The sequence below is a fragment of the Parapedobacter composti genome, assembly GCF_900112315.1.
GTDB lineage: Bacteria > Bacteroidota > Bacteroidia > Sphingobacteriales > Sphingobacteriaceae > Parapedobacter > Parapedobacter composti.
Map to the genome: position 1 here is coordinate 24,860 of NZ_FOLL01000009.1, position 20,943 is coordinate 45,802.

The 20,943-nt window shown below is 47.8% G+C and carries 11 protein-coding genes; 2 read left to right on the plus strand and 9 right to left on the minus strand.

Annotated features, from left to right (window positions below; genetic code table 11):
• Positions 1 to 54 precede the first annotated feature (54 nt).
• The 5 genes from BM030_RS10715 to BM030_RS10735 all read right to left on the minus strand — a co-directional run bounded on the left by BM030_RS10715 (position 55) and on the right by BM030_RS10735 (position 10,844).
• A complete protein-coding gene (locus BM030_RS10715) occupies positions 55 to 1,581 on the minus strand; it encodes a RagB/SusD family nutrient uptake outer membrane protein (protein ID WP_090973599.1) in 1,527 nt (508 codons plus the stop codon).
• 20 nt (positions 1,582 to 1,601) lie between these two features.
• Positions 1,602 to 4,682 carry a SusC/RagA family TonB-linked outer membrane protein gene (locus tag BM030_RS10720; protein WP_090973600.1) on the minus strand — a complete coding sequence of 1,027 codons (3,081 nt, stop codon included), beginning with the start codon at positions 4,680 to 4,682 and terminating at the stop codon, positions 1,602 to 1,604.
• Between the two features lie 139 nt (positions 4,683 to 4,821).
• Positions 4,822 to 6,306, minus strand: a complete 1,485-nt coding sequence (locus BM030_RS10725; protein ID WP_090973601.1) for a DUF4886 domain-containing protein — start codon at positions 6,304 to 6,306, stop codon at positions 4,822 to 4,824.
• A gap of 11 nt (positions 6,307 to 6,317) precedes the next feature.
• Positions 6,318 to 7,817, minus strand: a complete 1,500-nt coding sequence (locus tag BM030_RS10730) for a RagB/SusD family nutrient uptake outer membrane protein (protein ID WP_090973602.1) — start codon at positions 7,815 to 7,817, stop codon at positions 6,318 to 6,320.
• A gap of 18 nt (positions 7,818 to 7,835) precedes the next feature.
• Positions 7,836 to 10,844 (minus strand): SusC/RagA family TonB-linked outer membrane protein, encoded by a 3,009-nt coding sequence (locus BM030_RS10735; protein ID WP_090973603.1) that lies wholly within the window; start codon positions 10,842 to 10,844, stop codon positions 7,836 to 7,838.
• Positions 10,845 to 11,370: 526 nt separating this feature from the next.
• Between BM030_RS10735 and BM030_RS10740 the strand changes: the two genes are divergently transcribed.
• Complete coding sequence (locus BM030_RS10740; RefSeq protein ID WP_211657574.1) at positions 11,371 to 12,075, plus strand: mechanosensitive ion channel family protein; 705 nt, start codon at positions 11,371 to 11,373, stop codon at positions 12,073 to 12,075.
• Here the strand turns inward: BM030_RS10740 and BM030_RS10745 are convergent.
• The 4 genes from BM030_RS10745 to BM030_RS10760 form a co-directional block, all read right to left on the minus strand.
• A complete protein-coding gene (locus BM030_RS10745) occupies positions 12,072 to 14,927 on the minus strand; it encodes a triple tyrosine motif-containing protein (protein ID WP_170845703.1) in 2,856 nt (951 codons plus the stop codon). The two genes, BM030_RS10740 and BM030_RS10745, sit on opposite strands and share 4 nt — an antisense overlap.
• A 97-nt stretch (positions 14,928 to 15,024) precedes the next feature.
• Positions 15,025 to 17,451, minus strand: coding sequence for a TonB-dependent receptor (locus tag BM030_RS10750; RefSeq protein ID WP_090973605.1), 2,427 nt, complete (start codon positions 17,449 to 17,451; stop codon positions 15,025 to 15,027).
• Positions 17,452 to 17,532: 81 nt separating this feature from the next.
• The gene (locus BM030_RS10755) at positions 17,533 to 19,185 is read right to left on the minus strand and encodes a PspC domain-containing protein (protein WP_090973606.1); all 1,653 of its coding nucleotides are present in this window, start codon (positions 19,183 to 19,185) and stop codon (positions 17,533 to 17,535) included.
• Between the two features lie 28 nt (positions 19,186 to 19,213).
• On the minus strand, positions 19,214 to 19,582 hold the full coding sequence (locus BM030_RS10760) for a PadR family transcriptional regulator (protein WP_090973607.1): 369 nt from the start codon (positions 19,580 to 19,582) through the stop codon (positions 19,214 to 19,216).
• Positions 19,583 to 20,354: 772 nt separating this feature from the next.
• Between BM030_RS10760 and BM030_RS10770 the strand changes: the two genes are divergently transcribed.
• The gene (locus BM030_RS10770) at positions 20,355 to 20,726 is read left to right on the plus strand and encodes a hypothetical protein (RefSeq protein WP_090973609.1); all 372 of its coding nucleotides are present in this window, start codon (positions 20,355 to 20,357) and stop codon (positions 20,724 to 20,726) included.
• Positions 20,727 to 20,943: the final 217 nt, after the last annotated feature.

Here is a 20,943-nt window from a genome sequence, read left to right on the forward strand (position 1 = left end):
TTGATTATTTTATGATTCTCTTACTTACTTTATAGCCCAATATATAAATCTCAATTACCTATTCCATTCCCTTAGCTGTGGCAAAATATCGATTTGCTGCAATGGATAAGGGACAAACCGATGTTCAATGGGCTGGTATACCTTCCCCTCATGGGTCAATTCATCCGCCCGTTCGTACCGCGCCAGATCGTAAAACCGAATACCCCATTCCATGGCAAATTCTGCGTACTTCTCATTCAGCACATCATCAAGGGTTACATTGCTGAGATCGTTCAACCCAGCCCTGTTTCTCACCTCGTTCACAGCGGCATCAGCGGAGATTGAGCTAGCGGCGCCGTTGACCAAAGCCTCGGCATGCATCAGTAACACCTCCGCATAGCGGATGATGATTAAATTTTTGTTTTCTCCATAGGTTGTCCGGCCCGGCGTTATTTGCGTGGAAGGGAGGTAGTGCTTGCCACTTAGAAATAAGTATCTTGGATGGTTATTAAAGACATCCCCTTCTGGCGTCTCGTTAGCCACCCAATCCGGCAACTCAGCGTAATTTGGGTCGTCCTGGATCCGCGCTATACCGTCTGGCGTAAACAGCACCGAGGTTCGCAACCGTGTATAGTCTCCGCGGTCCAACATAAACTTGATGTATTTAACGGTCGGCTCAAAAAATCCCCACCCGCCACCGATACCCTCACGGGCAGGCGTCCAACTTGAAGGCCCATAAACCTCAAAGCTGAATCGGTTGGATGTCCCGGTTCCTGTGCCGTAATCCGAATACTGAAACTCCAACAGATTTTCGTCGTTGAGCTTACCGGGGATTTTGAACAGCTGATAGTAATCTTCCTCGAGGCTGAAAAGGCCACTGCCCATAATCTGCTCGGTTGCGTCGGCTACAGCTTGGTAATTTTTCAGTTCTAGGTTGGCCATAGCCTTTATTGCCAACGCCGTATAGCTGGTCACCCCTCCGCGCACGTCGCTGCGCTGGTTGGGGCGTACATTAGGCAACTGAGGAATCGCCTCATCCATTAGATCGGAAATGTATTGCATCACGTCTTCAAAGCGTGACACTTCTACATCAAACAGTGCAGCAGGCGCCGAATTATTGGGAATGAGAATATCTCCCCAAAGGCGGGCCAATTGTAGCAACTGCAGCGCCTGCATCACCTTAATTTCAGCGATGTACTGCTGTGCGGTATTTTCGGGAGCTCCGGCTTCCTGGTACTTTTGAATCTCCTCAATAGCACCATGCCAATGCAGGATATCGGAGTAAAGGTTGAGCCATACTGAGTTATATATCCAAAAATTACGGTCATACCGAAAGGCATCGGTCTGAATCAGTGGGTCCTGATCACCGGCGGCATTGACGTCATCGCCGCGTACGGCGAGGGTTGGATAGGTTTCCCACTGCGTAGCATACAGCTCCGCATAGGCACCGTGCAGCATCAATACCATATTTTCCGTTTGCGTATAGTCGGTTTCTTCCGCGATCTGTTCGTTTTCCAACGGCTGTTCAAGGCTGCATGAAGCACCAAACAACAGGGCCAATCCCATCATCAGGCTGTAGCAGATATATCGTAGCGATTTCATAGCATTTCTTCGTTTATGTATTAAAGACTGATTGATAATCCCAACGTATAGACTGCAGGAACAGGATATACTTCTCGGTCTACGCCATTGGGCACTTCGGGGTTGAAGCCGTTGTATCTGAAAACAGTAAGTGGCCGTTCTGCGGTGAAAGTGAGCCGGGTACGCGGGAGCATTGCCCCACCTTGGGTTTCCCTGCCAAAGAACGAATAGGAAAGACGTACATTCTGTACCCGGAAATACGATCCATCCTCCACATAATAGCTGCTCATCGGCTGGTTCCAACTCCGGCGCAGCCCTGATGCAGACGGGTAGCTGTTGGAAGTTCCCGGCCCACGCCATAGGTTGGCGGCTAAATCAGCATCAATATTCGTATCATTGGTAAAGATTAGCTCTCCCCTTTTCCGGTTAAGAATGCTGTAGCCCGATTGTCCCTGAAGCAACGCGGAAAAATCAAACCGCTTATAGCTGAACCCTAAGTTGAGACCCCACGTAAACTTTGGCAGGTAAGAGCCGAGTACCACACGGTCTTCATCGTCAATAACGCCATCGCCATTGACATCACGAAAGATAAGGTCGCCTGCCTGCAACTGCCTAGCGGCGATGAACTCGGGATTATAACCACTTACCTGTGCCATTTGCGCTATATCCGCCGCGCTGCTGAAGTGCCCTTCCTGAAAAACCCCCACTACATCATATCCAAAAAAGGCCTGATACGGTTGGCCGATGATCGAGCGCTGGCGGAACTCACTGCTTCCTGCGTCAAGGTATCCTGCGCCACCGAGCCCCCTAACGGTATTCTTCAGGGTAGCGATGTTGCCCCCAATGCTATACGAGAAATCCTCCGAAAGCTGATCGCGCCAATTCAAGTTCAGTTCAACTCCCGTGTTACGGATTTCGCCCACACTGCGGCGTTCACTGGCCCGTATCACGGGAGGAACAATGCCTACAGCCAAGCTACGTGTGTCACGGATGAAATAATCGGCTTCAAGTGAGAGACGGCTGTTTAAGAATTGCGCATCCAAACCGAAATTGGTTTCCACCGTTGTTTCCCACTCGGTGATTAGGTCATAGGTCGGATCTAAGCGCCGGCCTACTACCCGGGTATCGTTGATAGCACCGCTGTTTTCCACCAATGTAGGCGCGCCCACGGCAGGGCTGATCGCGTCGTTGCCCAACTGCCCCCACGATGCCCGCAGCTTCAGGAAGTCAATGCCGCCTACATCAAAGAACTCTTCTGAGGAGATAATCCAGCCCAAGCCAACCGTTGCAAAATTACCCCATTTCTTTTGGAACTTATTATTGCCGTCGCGGCGAAATGTCGTATAAAACAGGTAGCGCTCGTCATAGTTGTATGCGGCACGGCCAAAAAAGGAGAGGAAACGCAGGTTGGCATTAAGGGTATTTTCATTTGCATCGCCGACGTCATCCAAGTCGAAGTCTGTGGCGTTCCGCAAATACCAATACTGCTCCGCTGCGCGCGACGGCGCGGGACTGATGGCCGTACCTCGTGCGTATAGCAACTCGCTGTACTCACTGCGAAACGATTGTCCAAGCACCACATTTAGATTATGCTTCCCGAAGTTATCATCGTATGTCAGGAAATTATCCCATACCTGATCATAGTCCGAAGTGTTTTCCCGACGAATAGCCGATTGATGCCGGGTTACCCCGTCGTTATATTCGAAATCTACGCGCCTCCGGTTGATGAAACTCAAACCATAGTTGTACTGCGTGCGGAATTTCAGCTTGCTTTCAATGATGTTAGCCTCTAAGTGGAAATTGCCAAGCAATTTGGCAATATGATGCCGGTTGTCGACATAATAGAGCGGAAAAAAAGGATTCTGGCTACCACGATATCCGAGTAACTGCGCATTGGCAAGCCTGTGGGGCGCGGCAGCCGTGTTGTTTTCGTCAAAAACCGGCAAAATCGGTACGGAAAAATAAGACCGAAACCAAGCGGTATTCTCTCCAATATACTGGCGGGCCATGCTTGCGTTGAAGTTGCCGCCCACACTCAGCCAATCCTTTACCCTGCTGTCCACCTTGACGCGGAAGTTCATCCGCCTGTAGTTATTGCGATGCTCGTTCAGCAATCCCTCTTGATCGAAATAACTGCCACCGATGGAATAACGAGTGTTCTCGCCTCCGCCGTTAAATGTCAGGTTATGGTTTTGAATAGGCGCCGGGCTCATCACCTCATTGTACCAGTTGGTATTTACGTTGGGCAAGTTCGGGTTGCTCGGATGTGCGCCGAAACGCGCTATGGCGTTTTGCACAAAAGTATTATCTGCGGAGGCTCCGGTTTCCTGAACATATTGGACAAACTGTTCGGTATTGGCCATCTGCAGCACATTCTGGGGGTTCTGTATCCCATAGTACGCATCATATTCGATAGTTCCCTGCTGGTTGTAAGCACCCGACTTCGTTTCGATCAGCACGACACCATTTCCCGCGCGCACCCCATATATTGCCGCCGCAGAAGCATCTTTCAAAACTGAAATCGTTTCAATGTCATTCGGGTTAAGAAAGTCGATATTGTCAAAGAACATGCCATCAACCACGTAAAGCGGCGCTGCCCCGCCTTCAAACGAACCGATCCCTCGCAGTCGCACGGTTGGCGATGCACCTGGAGCTCCGCTGCTTACAATTTGTACGCCCGCCACCCGGCCTTGTAACGACTGCATGGCCGTTGCAGCGGGCGTCCGTACAATCTCTTCGGCGCGCACAGTGGACACCGCCGTGGTCAGCTCACGCTGCCGCTGTGTACCGTACCCGATCACTACCACCTCTTCCAACTCTGTGCCCTGGTCCTCCAACACAACGTCAACCGTTGTACGGTTGTCCACAGCGATTTCCTGTGGGGCAAAACCTAAAGATCGGAACACCAACGTATCGGTCAGTGCCGCTTCTATGGAATAATTACCTGCCGCATCCGTCTGGGTCGCTACGGATGTTCCTTTCACCATAACGGTCACCCCCGGTATACCGTTGGCCGTCAGTGCATCGGTCACCTTGCCACTTACCCTGCCTTCCTGCGCATACACAGCGCCGCACCACAAGAGGCACAGGCCCCAAAAGCAGTTTCTCAATGTGTTTTTCATGTCCACTTCATTTAATTGATTTTTGTACGCTTACTCATAGCACTTCTACCACAATTAACTGGTTGGTTACATGGAAACCATTGACACTTAGTATATGTTTTTATAAAAATCAATTCCTATCCACCGCAGCCCGTTGGAATCAGCGCACCCTAGGCGAAACCCGCATCGCCGTGATATAGTAGAACCCGTTCCCATTGTTATTGTTCGGGCCTGCAGTAATGGTCACCCGGATCACACCCTCAGCATCGGGCTGTATACCATTCGTACATGCCACATCCGTTTTATTGTTTGAGGTGTTAATCACCGCTGTAGCCTCGTTTGCGCCCTGCGCGGTATAGGCCGTTTCACGGTTATCGCCCACACCGCCCCGTGACCCGAAATAACATAGATCATAAGTTTTATCCGTATCCAGTCCGGCAATGGTGAGCACACTCTGTTCTACCACCATGTTATTGAAGGGCGTTTTTGAGTTCCCAAAAAATGAATTTTTGGCTACGTTTTCCGGCATATTAAATGCAGTAGCGTCGAGTTCTCCATTTGTATTAATGCCGTTAAACCGTTCTTCAACCCTGAGCGTTACACCGGTAAAGTCACCGTTCATATCTTTAAGATTAAGTATAGATGCACCGGCTAGATAACCTGAAAGCGTGTTCCAGCCTTCAGCGCCGCCTACGCCACCAAAATCAATGAATGCCGGATGCAGAAATTCGAACGATCCGCCCCAGTCTTTATAGTCAACCATATCGGTCACCTGATTGGGTTGTTGAATAGCCAAATGGGCAGCCTGTTGAGCAATTTCAGCTTCATAATCAGACAGTGCTTCTGGCTTAAAGGGGTTCCCCACTACACTTTCGCCAAAAATCGCCTCAAACCAAGCACAGGCTGCCGTGTACCGGCCGATGTTGTTGTCCAGGTGATAGCCGTCACGCGTAAAATTATCACCGATGATACTGGTCCGGCCGTTTTGTATGGCGGTTCCAGCCGGCACAATAAGATCGATATCCACCAAGTTTTTGGCCCGGTTCACCGCATCCACTATTGCCGAATACATTGTCATTTGATCATTTCCATAGTTAGGGAATGCCGCGTGGGTAGAATTTTGTGCGTAAGCCCAAGTCTGATGCAGCATGAATTTAACTTCAGGATGCCTCGCACGAGGTGACACGTAATTATATACGGTAGAAAGCGATGCTTCCCATGTTTCGTATTGTCCCGAATAATCGCTTACTTGCTGGAAACTGATATGTGTCCATTTTTCATCGGCCATGGCTTCCGCGATAGACGTGTTGGCCACGGTCGTTTTCTTGCCGTCTCGACCAATCTTTCGATAACTGTAAGCCTTCTCGTTGTTCGAAACATTCCTTGCATGCAATTCAAGTGAAGCCCCTCCGATATACAGGTTCCCAATAATTACGGGAATATCCTTCGCTGCGGCCAATTCATACAAATAATTTTCGATTGCATCTTCCGAGAAACTATTTCCGATAGCCAGGATTCTTATTGTCCCGTCGTCAGGTGGATCGGGAATGATATTCATTTCCGGCCGTTCCATTTTTTGGCAACCGGCCGTCATCAATCCAGCGAAACTCACCAATGCAGCTATTGTATAGAAAAAATTTTTCATGACTAATTGTATTATTGATAATCTGGATTTTGTATCAACACTCCACCGGACCGATCTACCTCCTTCTGAGGTATTGGGAAATAGCGGTTGCGTTGCTGGTAACCGACATGGCCTGCACCGTGCATGGTTTCTACATCAATTCCCCACCGTACCAGGTCAAAAAAACGTTCGTTTTCCATACCCAGCTCTACTTGCCGTTCGTGGCGGATGGCCTGCCGGAGCTCCGCCTGATTTCTTGTTGTTACAGGTGGTAAAATTCCACTATTGCCGCCACGTGCGCGTGCGCGTACTTGTTCCAGGTAGTCCAAGGCCAAGTCGATATTTGCATCGCCCCCCAGTTCGTTGGCGGCCTCAGCGGCCAGCAACACGATATCCGCATAGCGGATGATACGAACGTTGAACCAACGGCCGAAATTATTGCCCAACTGCCTGCGGATTGCCGGATCGGTATACGCTTTCTTGTTCCACTGCGCCCGCGGCAGATTATCGGGTAACACATTGCCGAACCCATCGTCTTTACCGGAATAAAGGACAGTGGCTTCGTGCCGGGGATCGTTCGGTTCGAACGCATCAATTAACCGCTGGTTCGGGATGTTCCATCCCCACCCCAGGTTCCATTCACCTGAACCACGCACGCCCTGCCTGCTTGCCCATGTTACGCCAAAATCCTGTACACCGTCAAAAAGTGCCTGTATCTCAAAAATGGACTCTTTACTATTTTCACGTTCTTCGCGGAAAATCTGATGGTAGGGTACACTGAGATCGTATACGCCAGACGAGATAATTGCCTGGGCCGAAGCCAACGCCTGAGCATACAGTTGGCGTGCCATGTATGTCTTGGTCTGTACGGCCAACGCCGCGCCCCGAGTTGCCCGTCCTGGATAACCGTCCCACTGTTCGGGCAGCATGGCTACCGCTTCTGCGATATCGGCGTCAATGAAACGATAGATCGCATCAATGGTAGATTTCGGCCGTATTGCAGATGCTTGGTCAGTAATACGGAAATCAATAATGGGCACCTCTCCAAACGTACGGACCAAATTGAAATAAGCCCATCCCCGCAAAAACTTAGCTTCAGCCACGTTTACCAATGTACCCGTGCTTGGTTCGGCAATGGAATCCAACGCCGTAATCACATTGTTAGTCAGATTAATCAAAGCGTAATGGCCATCCCAGTAACTATCTGTAAGCCAGTGCGACAACGAATAATTGAATTCGTCATAAATTGGTCCTGCCTGTGCATAGTCGCCCGAATTACTACCCAGATGAGCATCGTCAGACCGGATGTTGTGCACTGCCGCATACGGCAGTCCACTTGTCGCTTCGCTCCGGAGGCCCGAATAGGCCGCAAATACCCTTCCTTCCAAAGAGCCGGCCGGCAGGTCTTCTTCGGTGAAGCGCCCCTTGGGTTTAATCTCCAACCAATCAGTGCCACAACCTGCCAATAGCCATACGGTTAAATAAGCTATCGCTAATCGCTTGATGTCTGCTGTTATTATTTTCGTCTTCATCGTTTTCGATTCTTTACGTTAAAAGTTGAGGTTAATACCAAACGTATATATCGCCGGTACGGGATAAGTACCGTTGTCTACGCCAAACGACACGGCACTTCCGCCTATTTCCGGTGTAAAACCTGTATTGTTGGCCAGCGTAAACACATTCTGCGCGTTGAAAAATAGCCGCAGCGATTTCAGGTTCATCCGGGCAATGGTTTCCTGCGGAAAAGTATAACCAAGCGTCACGTCTCTGAGTCGAAAGAAACTACCGTCCTCAATGAAATATGTTGAATGTTGACGGTTATTGGCCCTACCTTCATCAAGTATCGGTTCCCAATTACTGGTTCCCACTCCGTTCCAACGCCCCATGCGATCACGCAGAAAGTTGTAGGTTGCAAACTGGCTTTGATTCCAAGTACGCATAATTTCATTGCCATATACGCCCTGGAATTCCAGATTGAGGTCAAAATTCCGGTAAGAAGTATTCAGCGAAATCCCATAGAAAAAATCCGGTGTCGGATTGCCAATCATCGTACGGTCATTCACGTCAATACGCCCATCTCCATTCACGTCGCGGAAGCGGATATCTCCCGGCCGGAAACGACCGCTGCCGAGACCATTTTCGGGAGCTTGTGCAATCTCTGCCTCAGTTTGGAAAATGCCGTCATGGATATATCCCCAGAAATAACCAATAGGATACCCGGCAATCGTGCGCGAGGGGCCGTCGATGATATTGTAACCATCTGTGGACAATGCTATCACGTTGTTCTTCACTGTAGTGATATTACCGCCGATGGAAAAACGCCAGTCATCCGTCATCCGTTGGTTCCAACGTGTAGACAACTCTAGCCCCTTGTTTTCAATCTCCCCTAAGTTGCCCAATCCCGGCAAGCTGCCAAAAATACCAGGTATCCGAACCAATACACCATCGGTATTTTTATGATAATACACCGCTTCAAGATCAAACCGATTATTGAATGCACTCAACTCAAATCCTGCCTCCCATGCCTTTACCACTTCCCACCGTAAATTAGGGTCTGGGATATACTCAGGCCCATAAGCAGGTACCAACCGGTTACCAAAAACGGTAGAATTACCTGCTACCAACTGCGGATACATGGGATATCTGTTGCCCCCTACGTCTTGGTTCCCCAAGCTACCCCATGAGCCACGGATTTTCAGCAAATTTACCCACGTCTGGTCTTGCATAAAATTTTCGCGCGTGAGCACCCATGCACCTCCTACAGCATAGAAGTTTTGCCACGGATTTCCTTTGGCGAACGCAGAACTCCCATCCCTCCGGAAAGAAGCATTGAGCAGATACTTTCCGTCGTAATTATATAATGCGCGGGCCAAGTACGACAGCGTCCGGTATTCCCATGCCGTACCACCACCCCTTTGCGTATTCACATCCCCTATACCCACATACCAATAGTCAGGGTCGTTCGGTATTTCCAGCCCTTCGCCCTGCGTCCGTCGCGCAGTGGTGGCTTCAAATCCCTGCATATAAGTCGTAAAACCACCCATGGCTGTCAGGTTGTGCAATCCGAAGCTCTTCTTGTAATTCAGCAACCAATCCGTTTGGTACTTGTAATATTTATTTTGTTCTTGCTCTACAGAAGTCAGCTGATTATCTATCAGCTCTGCCTTGTTTTCGCCAGACATATCCGGGTTATACACCCGCACCAGTCCCTGATATGTACGAAACTGGTTAAACCCGTAATCGGCAGAAAGGTTCACCCTAAAGTTGAAGTCCTGCAAAAAATCCACTTCGGCAAACGCATTGGTCACCGCCCGGTAGTTTAACCTAATTTGTGAATTTTTACGCTCTTCTATGGGCACGAGCGGGTTATTGACCTGAGCCCGCTGAAAATCGGGCATTGAATGGTAGAGACCATATTCCTCGTTGAATACCGGGGCGATGGGCGCCGCCAAAATAGCGCCGAACACCCCACGCTCCACCGGCAATTGCGCCCTATAGCCATTGAATACGATACCTGTGCGGAAGTTATCTGTGATTTTAAGTTCGTCGCTTACATTCAATGTGAGTTGCCTGTGACGCTCGTTTCTAATAATGCCCTCATCATGCGAATAGCCTACTCCCATACGGAAACTATTACGTTCGGTAGCCCCGCTTACACTCAGGTTGTTGTAATTCAACAAACCATTGGTAAAAATTTCATCCTGCCAATCTGTGTTGGCTTGCCAATGGGTATAGTCATATGGCGCATCCCCCTGATTAAAGCGCTGTTCCTCGTACAATTCACGAAATTGCGCTGCATCGGTCAGTTTCATCCGATGCGCGACATCCTTAATCCCTAAACGAGAACTAAACTCAAAGTTCAGTTGTCCCGCCCTTGCTCGTTTGGTAGTGATGGCTATCACACCATTGGCTCCGCGCACGCCGAAAATAGCTAATGAAGAAGGATCTTTAAGCACTTCGATGCTTTCGATATCTGCAGGGTTTAAGAAATTGATATTATCATTCAATAACCCATCAACCACATAAAGCGGTTTAACTCCGTTTATCGAATTTGTACCTCGGATACGGATGTCTGGTTCCTGTCCGGGCCTACCCGAATTGGTTACCTGCAAACCCGACACTTTCCCTTGAAGGTTTGCAACGGGATTTGTTCCTGGCCGATCAACTATTTCAGCTCCCTTTACCTGTGCGATAGACCCCGTCAAATCCCTTTTTTGCGCCGTACCATAGCCGATTACCACGACCTCGCCCAACTCCGTGCTGTCGTCTTCCATTATCGCATCAATCACCGTACGGCCTCTCACGGCGATTTCCTGTGTGGCAAATCCCAGCGAACGGAATATCAGCGTGTCTGCCGTTCCTACCTCAATGGAATAATTTCCAGCCGCATCCGTTTGCGTTGCGATTGACGTACCTTTTACCGTCACCGTAACGCCAGGGAGACCAACTGAAGTAATCGCATCGGTTACCTTTCCGCTTACCTTCGTATCCTGTGCATAGGTGGTGCCGGCCCAAACAATACACAGCCATAAAAAACAGCTTGTAAATAGATTTCTCATGTGTCTCAATTTAAATTGGCTTAATTAAATGTGCATATCCTTCGTCAGTTTACGCTGACTATAGGAGCAATGTGTTTACAAAAATGACCATGTATTGTTTGAAAGACGAATTTAGCACCTATACATTGCTACATCTGGCAAAAAATACTTGCTCAATCCAACCGTCAGAAATATCACAACAATCTATAAACCATCTATTTATAAAAAAAACACCAAATTCGTCGATTGCTCTATTGGTGTAAAACATACACACTTCCAGATGTGAGGTAATGATGTAGTGATTAAGAAGCCCTGTTTTTGATAACTCCTCAAGAACCCTTACATTTGATGACATTCAATAATTAACTATTAATTACAAAAACGCTCTGTTATGCAAAACGAAGGATTAAGTGCAAACATGGAGAACATCAGTAACTACTGGGAAAAATTTTGGACGGCAGCAATTGAATGGGGGCCCCGGATAGCTCTTTCATTGGTCTCATCGCTTTTGATCTTGTTGATTGGTTCATGGTTAATCAAAATGATCATGAGATACCTAACCGGCATGTTTGAGCGGCGTAACGTAGATCTTTCTTTAAGGAAATTTCTGAGCACCCTCGTGCGCTGGGCACTCAACATTATACTGTTCATTCTGATTATTACGCAACTGGGCGTACAAACGTCGGCTTTCGTAGCGATGATCGGGGCTGCTGGACTGGCCATCGGTTTAGCATTGCAAGGATCGCTTGGCAACTTTGCCGGCGGTATTCTTATTCTAACATTAAAACCATTCCGGGTCGGCGATTTCATTCAATCCAGCAATGGCGAATCCGGCACAGTAAAGGAAATCGATATCTTCGCCACCAAATTGCATACTCCCCAAAACCAATTGGTGGTGGTGCCGAACGGAAGTTTGTCAAACAGCAGTATCACTAACTTTACCCAATTGGGCACACGTCGGACTTGGTTCGACATCCGTGTATCATATAGCGCAGACCTCCGGCTTGCCAAGCAGGTATTGCTGGAAGTAATAGCGAAAAACGAACATGCCTTTACCGATCCGGCCCCTCAGATTATGGTTACCCAGTTGGGCGACAGTGCGGTAAACCTTTCGGTGCGCGTTACCACCAGCAATGACAAATTCTGGGAAATGCAGGAACAGCTTATCATCGATTGCAAAGCTGCATTGGATAAGGCGGGCATTGAAATCCCCTTTCCTCAACGCGACATACATATCCGGACGAAGGGCTAAACTTCCATAAGGAATTCCGTGAGATTCTTACTGTGTGGCACATTTAGCTTTTTACGCAGACGATAACGCCGGATTTCGACACCCCTTGTGGTGATGTTGAGCAACGAAGCGATTTCCTTGCTGCTCATGTTCATGCGTAGATAAGCACATAGCTTTAGATCATTAGGCACCAGCCCCGGATAGTCGGCTTTGAGCTTTTTGAAAAAGTTTTCATGAGCTTCGTTAAAGCTTTCTTCAAAAATATTCCAATCACGCTCATCGCTCCGCGCGTCTTCAATGATTTTATTAATTTTCCGGAGTTGATCGCTGGATAACTTACGTCCTTCACCATCCCGGAGTTGAAGCAGTTCTTCATGCACGTTATTAAGCAATTCGTTTTTATACACTATACTCATGGCGGTGTTGGCCAGTTCGCGGTTTTTGCTGGCTAACTCACGTTCCAACTGTTCATTTTTGAGTTTCATCAGCCGTCGCGCGTTTTCTTCTGTTTCTTTCGCCAGTATTTCCTGTTGTTTTTTGGCCATATTAGCATGTATTTGCTCTCGGTGTTTATGAATTTTCCGACGGTACCATGCCCGGCCTGCGCCCAACAGCAGCGCTGCCATCACGGCATACACGGCTAAGGCTATCCATGATAGGTACCAGGGCGGCAAGACGGTGAACCGGTAGGTGGCAATCCCAGACACGGTGCCGTCCGGAGCCATGGCCCTAACCTTGAAGGCGTAGTCTCCCTGCCTTAGATTGGTGAATTCCTTCTGTGCGGCTTCGCCCCATTCAGACCACGTACGGGAGTAACCTTCCAAGTAATATTGGTAGCGCAACGGTATCGCGCTATACCAGGGGGCTGCATAACTGATTCGGATATTATTATGCCGGTATGGGATTTGGGGGTTTTCTCCCATCATATGCCATAAATCCGGCAAGCTATCGGTAATATTACTTACTGTACGGATCAATGGCACGGGCAACCGGGTATTGTTTACCGCAGTATCCATTGCCTGGTAAATCGCAAAACCGTCATCGAGGCTTATTAGATACTTATCTTCGACACGATTAATGCTCTCGTAAAACTTCATCATGCGGCCATTAAGCATGGCAAATTGCGTAGAATCTATCTGCAGCGCTCCTTTGGCACCCAAATTAACCAACGCTATACGGGCCCGGTTAATAAACCAATACTGGTTGGCTACGGCGTGAATAATTTTGTTGGAAAAGGCAAAAGATCCCAACTGCTCGTTGAGTTGATCATATCGATAAAACCGATCCGTAATATCGTCATATCGATAAAATCCACTATCGGTGGCGAATACCGGACGTCCGGCCAATCTGAATACATTTATGAATGTACTTTGAGGGAGGCCGTTTGCCGTATCATACAAATGAACCTGTTCAACCTGCTCTAATTTACTGTCCAGTGTAAGCAATCGCAGTCCTTTGTAACCGCTTGCCCATACCGTCGCAGTTGATATGGGCTCGATAAACTGTGTGGGATCGCTATACCCCTTGACGCGATTTGAAAAAGTCCAACCCTGCCCGGTTTTTTGAAAAACAGCTAAACCGGTATAAGTGCCCTGCAACAAGATGTTTGGCTTGTTAGCTAACTGCTGAAGCGTCCATCCGCCGGTCACGCTTGAAAGCTTGGTCAGTTTGCTTCCCAACACCTTGAATGTTCCGTCGTTATGACCGCAAAGCAATTCACCGTCAGCCACGGTCAGGTTCCATACCTGTCCCTGTGAACCTTCCACCAGCTTAAACTCAAAGAGTCGGTAACTATCTCCTGACGGCCAAGGGCTATAAAACAATCCTTGGTTAGTGCCCAGATAAATATGGCCGCCGAATATACGCGCCGCATAAACCGTACCTATACTACCGCTGTTATCGGTATAATAATGCAATGGTGCACTAATTTCGATACGGTCTATGCCGTTGTCCAGACCTGCCCATATATTCTGCTGTCGGTCCATATTCATGCTTAGCACGGTATTGTTTTGCAACCCATTGGCCTTATGTATGTGTTGCACAACGTTGCCCTCTTCATCTATAATAATCACTCCTTGCAGTATCGTGCCAAACGCATAGAAACCCTTCCGTACCCGTAGCCCATTATTTAACTGTGCGGCCTGCAGCAGCGCATCGGCGGCGTTATGCCACTTTCTTATGGACAACGTGCTATCCATGAGAAATAGGCCGGACTTAGCCGTGCCGATGAGTACTTGCCCGTTTTTGAATGGTAGCATGGCAAGCACATTAGCGCCGCCCAACATCTCTTTATCATTCAGCGGAACCAATTCATCGCCGCTTAACTCATGCAAGCCGGACGGTATAAGTTCGATAAATGTGCGGCCATGCACCCGGTGCAAGAAAAGAAACGGCTGGCCTCCCCCTTTAATAATCTGAATATTGTTGTTTTCGTAGCTGTATACCGTTGAGAACGACTGGAATAGAACACGATCTCCATCAATAACGATTTTCCAGATTTCATCCTTTATTCGTTTGTCATCATCCAGGAGTTGGCTTACCGATTGGTAACGCATCCTTCCGAACCCTACGTTTTCCCAATAGCCAAACTCTGCCAAGCCGCCTACATAAATTCTTCCCGTACTGTCAACGGCAACGCTTCTCAAGGTACCTTTGTTGGGAAGGCGGTGCAACGTCCAGTATTGGCCGTCGAAAACCATTAATCCGTCGGCATTGGCTATGTACATTACCCCATCCCGGCCTGTAGCAACGGCCCAATTCTGATTGCCTGCCCGGTAATCCGATTTGGTGTATTGCTGTACCAATGGCGAGCCAATACGCTGAAACTCCTGCGCATCTACCCTGATGGCAGCCAGAAGACAAACAACATACAAATAAACTGGTGGTTTACACATACCCGGCAGCGACATGAACACACGCAAACATAATCATTTCGGGTGTGAACAAAAAACCGCCCAAGCACGTATCAGGTCAGGGCATACTTATACGGCTTTTTTCCTCACTTTGGGTATCGTTACGGCGCGCGCCGTTTTTCATGTTTCCAAAGTTATAGGTAAGGGTGAGCCGCGCAATCCGTGTTTCATTCTTCTGGTTCACAATCGCGTTCATGTTATTGTAGCGGGTACGCACATCTTGGATGCGGGTATCGAAAATGTCGCTTACAGAAAGCTTAAGGTTTGCTTTCTTATCAAGAAATGATTTGTTCAGCCCAGCGTCGATAGACCACTGCGCTGCGATGTGATATACACTATATATCAATGAAGATTGGTAGTTAGCCGATGCCTCTGCCGTAAGGTTAGGTACGATAGTGAATGTATGGTTGCTGCGCAACTGCCAGGCAAATTGTCCCTGCCGGAGGTAATCGCCATTCAGCGGTCCCTCAAATCCCATATAAAAGGCATTAAAATTGGTGTTGCTATTCCAGAACTTCGTGATTTTAACCGGCACATTAAGGTTGGCATACCATATGTTTTGCTTTGCTAGGTTGTCGCGCGTTACCCACGTACGTTTGGTTACCTCGTCTTGATTCATGGATTCGGCGATTACATCGTTTGTACGGTTATAACCAGCACTCAGGTGATACCGTTGCATCAATGTATACGAAAAATCAAAAGCGTGGGTGTACTCCGGTCTAAGATAGGGGTTACCCTGTTCAAAGGTATATTGGTCAAGGAAATACTCAAATGGATTCAGATTGCCATAGTTAGGTCTGTTTATACGCTTGCTATAAGATAAACCGGTCTGATGATTGTCCGAAATGCTATAATTCACAAAAACGCTTGGAAAAAAATCTAAGTAGTCGCGTTGTATGCGGTTGGCCAAGGTGATGGAATTACCATCGGAAACTGTGTATTCGCTGCGTAATCCTGCTTGGACACCCCATTTACCCCATTGCGTACTGTAATTGACGTAAGCGGCAGCTACCTGTTCGTCATAGACAAAATGGTTAGTACGGCCTGCATCGTTCTGCCAAACGTCCTCCTCCAGATTCTCGAACCGCATATCATTGTCTGAAACAACATTGCTGTACTTTAAACCGGCTTCCAGCTTTTTGCCCTTGCCCATGGGATGCGTATAATCAACTTTAGCCACCCGGATATCGATAATCGTCGGCATGTCGCTACGGGAGAGCAACGGCTGACCTTTCATATCGCCCGACGGCAAATAAAACGTGTTGTCATAATGCGCTTTGTTACGGTTTGAAAACCTTGAGATATCCACATCGGCCACCAGTTTCCGGCCTGTACTGTCTATCGTAAACTGATTATTTGCATTGACGGTTATACTTGTATAGTTTCCGTCGAACACGGACGTTGTCGATAGCGTTGAATCAGGGAATGCGACATTCCTCCCGATAAACGTGTTGCTTGAGTTGTCATTGTCATTACCGCTTGCATATCCGCTCACCAGCAAGCCCACAACGTTGCGCTCAGAAGTATTGTAGTCGACACCCGCCCGGTAATTGTGACTCCGGTTTTTCCGGTTAAAATCCGTATACTGCTGGAAATCGGTATAATCATTGCCGTGCACCACGGATCGGAAAATATCGAATTCATTACCACCCCTATTATTAAGGTAGCTGTACGTACCGAAGACGTTTGTCCGGCCTGTTTTATGATTCAGATTTAAAGATGTGTTTGCCTTATGGCCGACTCCATAGCCTGTACCAAGCGAAAGCGTGCCATTCGTTCCGGCCAATCGGTTTTTTTTAAGTACGATGTTAATCATGCCGGCTGTGCCTGAAGCATCGTATTTTGATGAAGGATTGGTGATCAGTTCGATGGACTTTATCATATTACCGTCTGTATTGCGCAGGAAATTGGCGAGTTGCTCCGCAGAAAGGTAGGTTTGTTTCCCATCAATCATTACTGTCACTCCTTGTTTACCCATAAGGCTGATGTTATCATCTTTATCTACCGTCACGCCAGGCGAACGTTCGAGGATGTCCATAGCCGTGTTGCCGGCTGCCAGGGCGGAGTTCTCCACATTAACAACCAGCATGTCTGGCCTGCGCTCCACCAATGGACGCTGCACGGTAACAGCCACTTCTGCCAACAGCTTATTGGTTGCTTTCAACACGATAGCCGGAAGACTTTTTGCCGGTGTTGCCGGCGTAATGGTGATCGGGCTGATGGCATCTTCATAGCCTACCAGCATGACCGATAAAAGGAATTCTCCGGGGGCAATATCTGACAATTCGAAATACCCCTGTCCATCCGGAAAACCAGTCTTAACTACCGTAGAATCGTTTGCCAGCAATAAGGTCACCGTAGCTAAATCAAGTGGATTATTATCTTCATCTATCACTCTTCCAGCAATAGTTGCCTGTTGCGCGTAAGCAAAATCAAATCCGGCAACAACCAAAAGAGATACAAGGATATGGGTAACAGTTTTCATATTTGCGGTTATTATGACGCATCAAGCTGTACGAAAGTTGCACGTCATGCCGATTTTTTTGTGAAATAGCTGAACGACACGTTATGGTTTCCCAACGCCTGGCACCTCAATGCTGTCTGATACAATTCCTGTTGGTACCGTATCTATAATCTCCCTATCTTCAACAGGAGGAGGCATCGCTGTGCATTTCAAGCCGGATTCGGTCATTATCCATTCCGTTTTATCGGGTCGGTTGCCATCAGGATAACCGTGGTTCTTTTCACACTGATTAAAAGGCAAATCCAAGATATGTCGCTGGAGATCGCGATCAATAACCAGCTTGGTACCCACTGGTATATTAAGCTTCAGGTACAGGCGCTGGTCTCGCATAAGATCGCCGCGCTGCAGATTGAAATGGCTATCAAACGCCAATGCCGCACCTCGCTGTTCCATGCGATAGTCAATTCTGCCCGCCCTGTCAGCCGCCAGCTCATAAGTGGCACCCCGCGCCGAATATTCATAGGTAATGGATGGTGCCTGTGTTGTATCAATCCTGACAACGCGCATATACATGCGGTTTTGTCCTTCCGACAGGTGGTTGTTGCGCACTAACGCGCGTTGCCGTATACGGGATAGGCGATCAAGGCTATCGTTTTGCAGGCGGATTACCGTAAGGTCATTGCGGGATAGCTGATATACCTCGTTTTGCTCCAGGGGTCGTTCTTCAACCACCGTGCTTTCTTCCCGGAAATCATTCAACGTACGGGTGCCATATACCGTGGTGAATCCTACCGCGATCAACCATGCGACCAATAAGGTAAAGCCCGTGTATCTCCCGATGACATTTTTATTGAATAAAATCCGGATAACTAACCCTACCAATGCAAGAAAAGGGATAATCGCCACAAAAAGTGCGCTGATGAGCATCGGCGTGCGGAAACCAGGTTCAATCACGTTAAGGGGAAACATAGCCATATCCGTATCCGAGCCGAAAAAACCAAAACTGGCAACAATAGCAATGGCCAAAACCACAAACCCGACGCATAACCCCATGATAAAAAGAACCCCGATGATCTTCGCGAGAATAATAAATGTCCGAACCACGAAATTACCGGCCGAGTTCAGCCCTTTTCTAAGGCCTTCCTCGGCCCCGGTAAAATTTGAACGGAGGCCCTCCATCTCCTCCTGAAAGCTCCGTTTGAAGTTCTGCAAATTAGGTGTTTCTCCGCGCATGGCCATCCGGTCGGCACGAGTAGTAGCCAGCGGCATTACGATCCATAAAATAATATAAAGCAAAAATCCGGCACCTCCGAAAATAAAAAGCAATACCAGGAAGAGCCGTATCCAACGCGCTTCGATACCGAAATAATGTCCCAACCCGCTGCATACCCCACCGAACACTTTATCGTCGGGGTCACGCATGAGCTTACGCTGCCCGCTGATGGGAGGTACATCATAAAACGCTTCGGAAGAGCTATCGTCCACTTCCGCGCCTTCGAAATCGCTTACCTGCCCCATCTGTGTGATTACCTCGTTCACATCCGCCATCGTTATGACCTCTTTCCTTCCCTGTACAATGCGTTCGCCGAACATTTCGGCAATGCGGTTTTCGATGTCTTCAACGATTTCCTGGCTGTCCGCAGTGTTTCCGAAGTGCCTTTTCACATCGATCATATATGCGCGCAGTACCTCATAAGCATCTTCCTCGATATGGAATACAATGCCGTTTATATTAATGATGATTGTCTTGTTCATGACTATTGTTTTTTTATATACTTATCTGTTAGTTGATGTCTGATTTATCGTCTGCTTTGGGCTGCTCCGGCCGGCCCTCCATGGATGTCTGCACAGCAAAGGCCAGTTCTTCCCATGTTGCATCGAGTTTGCGGAGCACTTCCAAGCCAGCAGGTGTAATCTGGTAATATTTGCGCGGAGGACCGGAAGTCGATTCTTTCCAGTTGTAGCTCAGCAGGCCATTGTTTTTCAACCGCGTGAGCAGCGGATACAGAGTACCCTCTACCACCAGCAGCCGCGCCTTCTTGAGTTCGCTGATGATGTCTGAGGCATATATCTCGCCTCGCGAGATAATCGAAAGGATACAGTACTCCAATATCCCTTTCCTCATCTGGGTTTGCGTATTATCAACTATCATAATGCAAAGATATATGTTTTATTTTGTACTATGCAATACATAGTATTATATTTTTGTAAAAAGCCATAGCACACTCCTGTCTGGGCGTCTAGCTGCTGCTAAACTCCTTTGTACCAGTCCGTTCCCATATAGCATGACGATAGCAGCCGTATACTCATAGGTTCCGTTCATTACGGTGTCCTGCCTAAGGTTTTAAAGAACAGGTAAGGAAAGTAAAAGTATAAATACAATAAATATTAAACCGGCGAAAAGCCTTTGTAGGTCGAGTACTTTACTCATTAGTATAAGCATAATATACTTCAAAAGGGTTAACTTTGACAACTGTGTCAATAGTGACGTTTATTTCTAATGGAAAATCATTATAAAAGGCTGACCTTCCTTATATTTTCGCTTTTAACATTTGGTCTTCGGGATGTATGTGCGCAATTGTCCCTCCAAGTGGATGAATCACGGAATTTTGTATATTTCTATTCGGATTCAGTCTTGTATGCCAACCGGGTCCGGATGCGGACGGACATGCTGAACCAACTTGTGCTAAAGGCAGATTCAAGACGGATTCCATTGCGCCAAGTGAAGTTTCTTAATACAGACGAAGGCTTTTTTGCAACAACGCGACGCCTACCAGGATTAGCCAAAGAACAACTGTCGGAACGGGTAGTGGAAGGACGGATTAATATTTTTCAAGAACGGCCGGACCAATTATTGGGACCATCGGAGACAGTATAGGTACGGTGAGCGTTATCGGAGTACCAACACCAGTATTAATATGCGCATGTACTTTAATAAAGGATATGATGACCTCAAAAAAGTGAATTACGCTAACCTCAAGCTCGCCATGGCAGATAATGCGGAAAGCATCAATCTATTGAAAGATTACCACAAGAGGAAGTCAAAAAGCAAAGCGTTATACATCAGTGCCGGGGCAAGCATCGGCGCAGCATTGGTATCATTTTTAATAACAGCTAACCGAAACCACGCAGATTTCGACTTACAGCACGGATTTTCGCGCGAACCTGCAATGCCCAGGTTCACCGCCAGCTACATTTTACTGGGCGCCGGTACCGGCTTGGCTATCGGCGGCTATTTGGTTCAATTCACCGGCTTAAGGAGGCTCGAGGCTGCGATAGACCATTATAATCGATGAAAAGCCGCAAGTGATCACTTGAACTGGGCAGGATACGCGCGTGCAATCGGCCCAGCTTACGGGAATTTGACGAAAACCTGGAAGAAGGGGGATCCGAAAAAAATATATTTTTTTTGCTAAGTGTGATAAATACACTATCTTTGTAGCATCATAATTTAGGTTTATAATTGGTTAGTAAAGGTTTCCATTCTCCCCGTTTGGAAACCTTTCTTTTTTT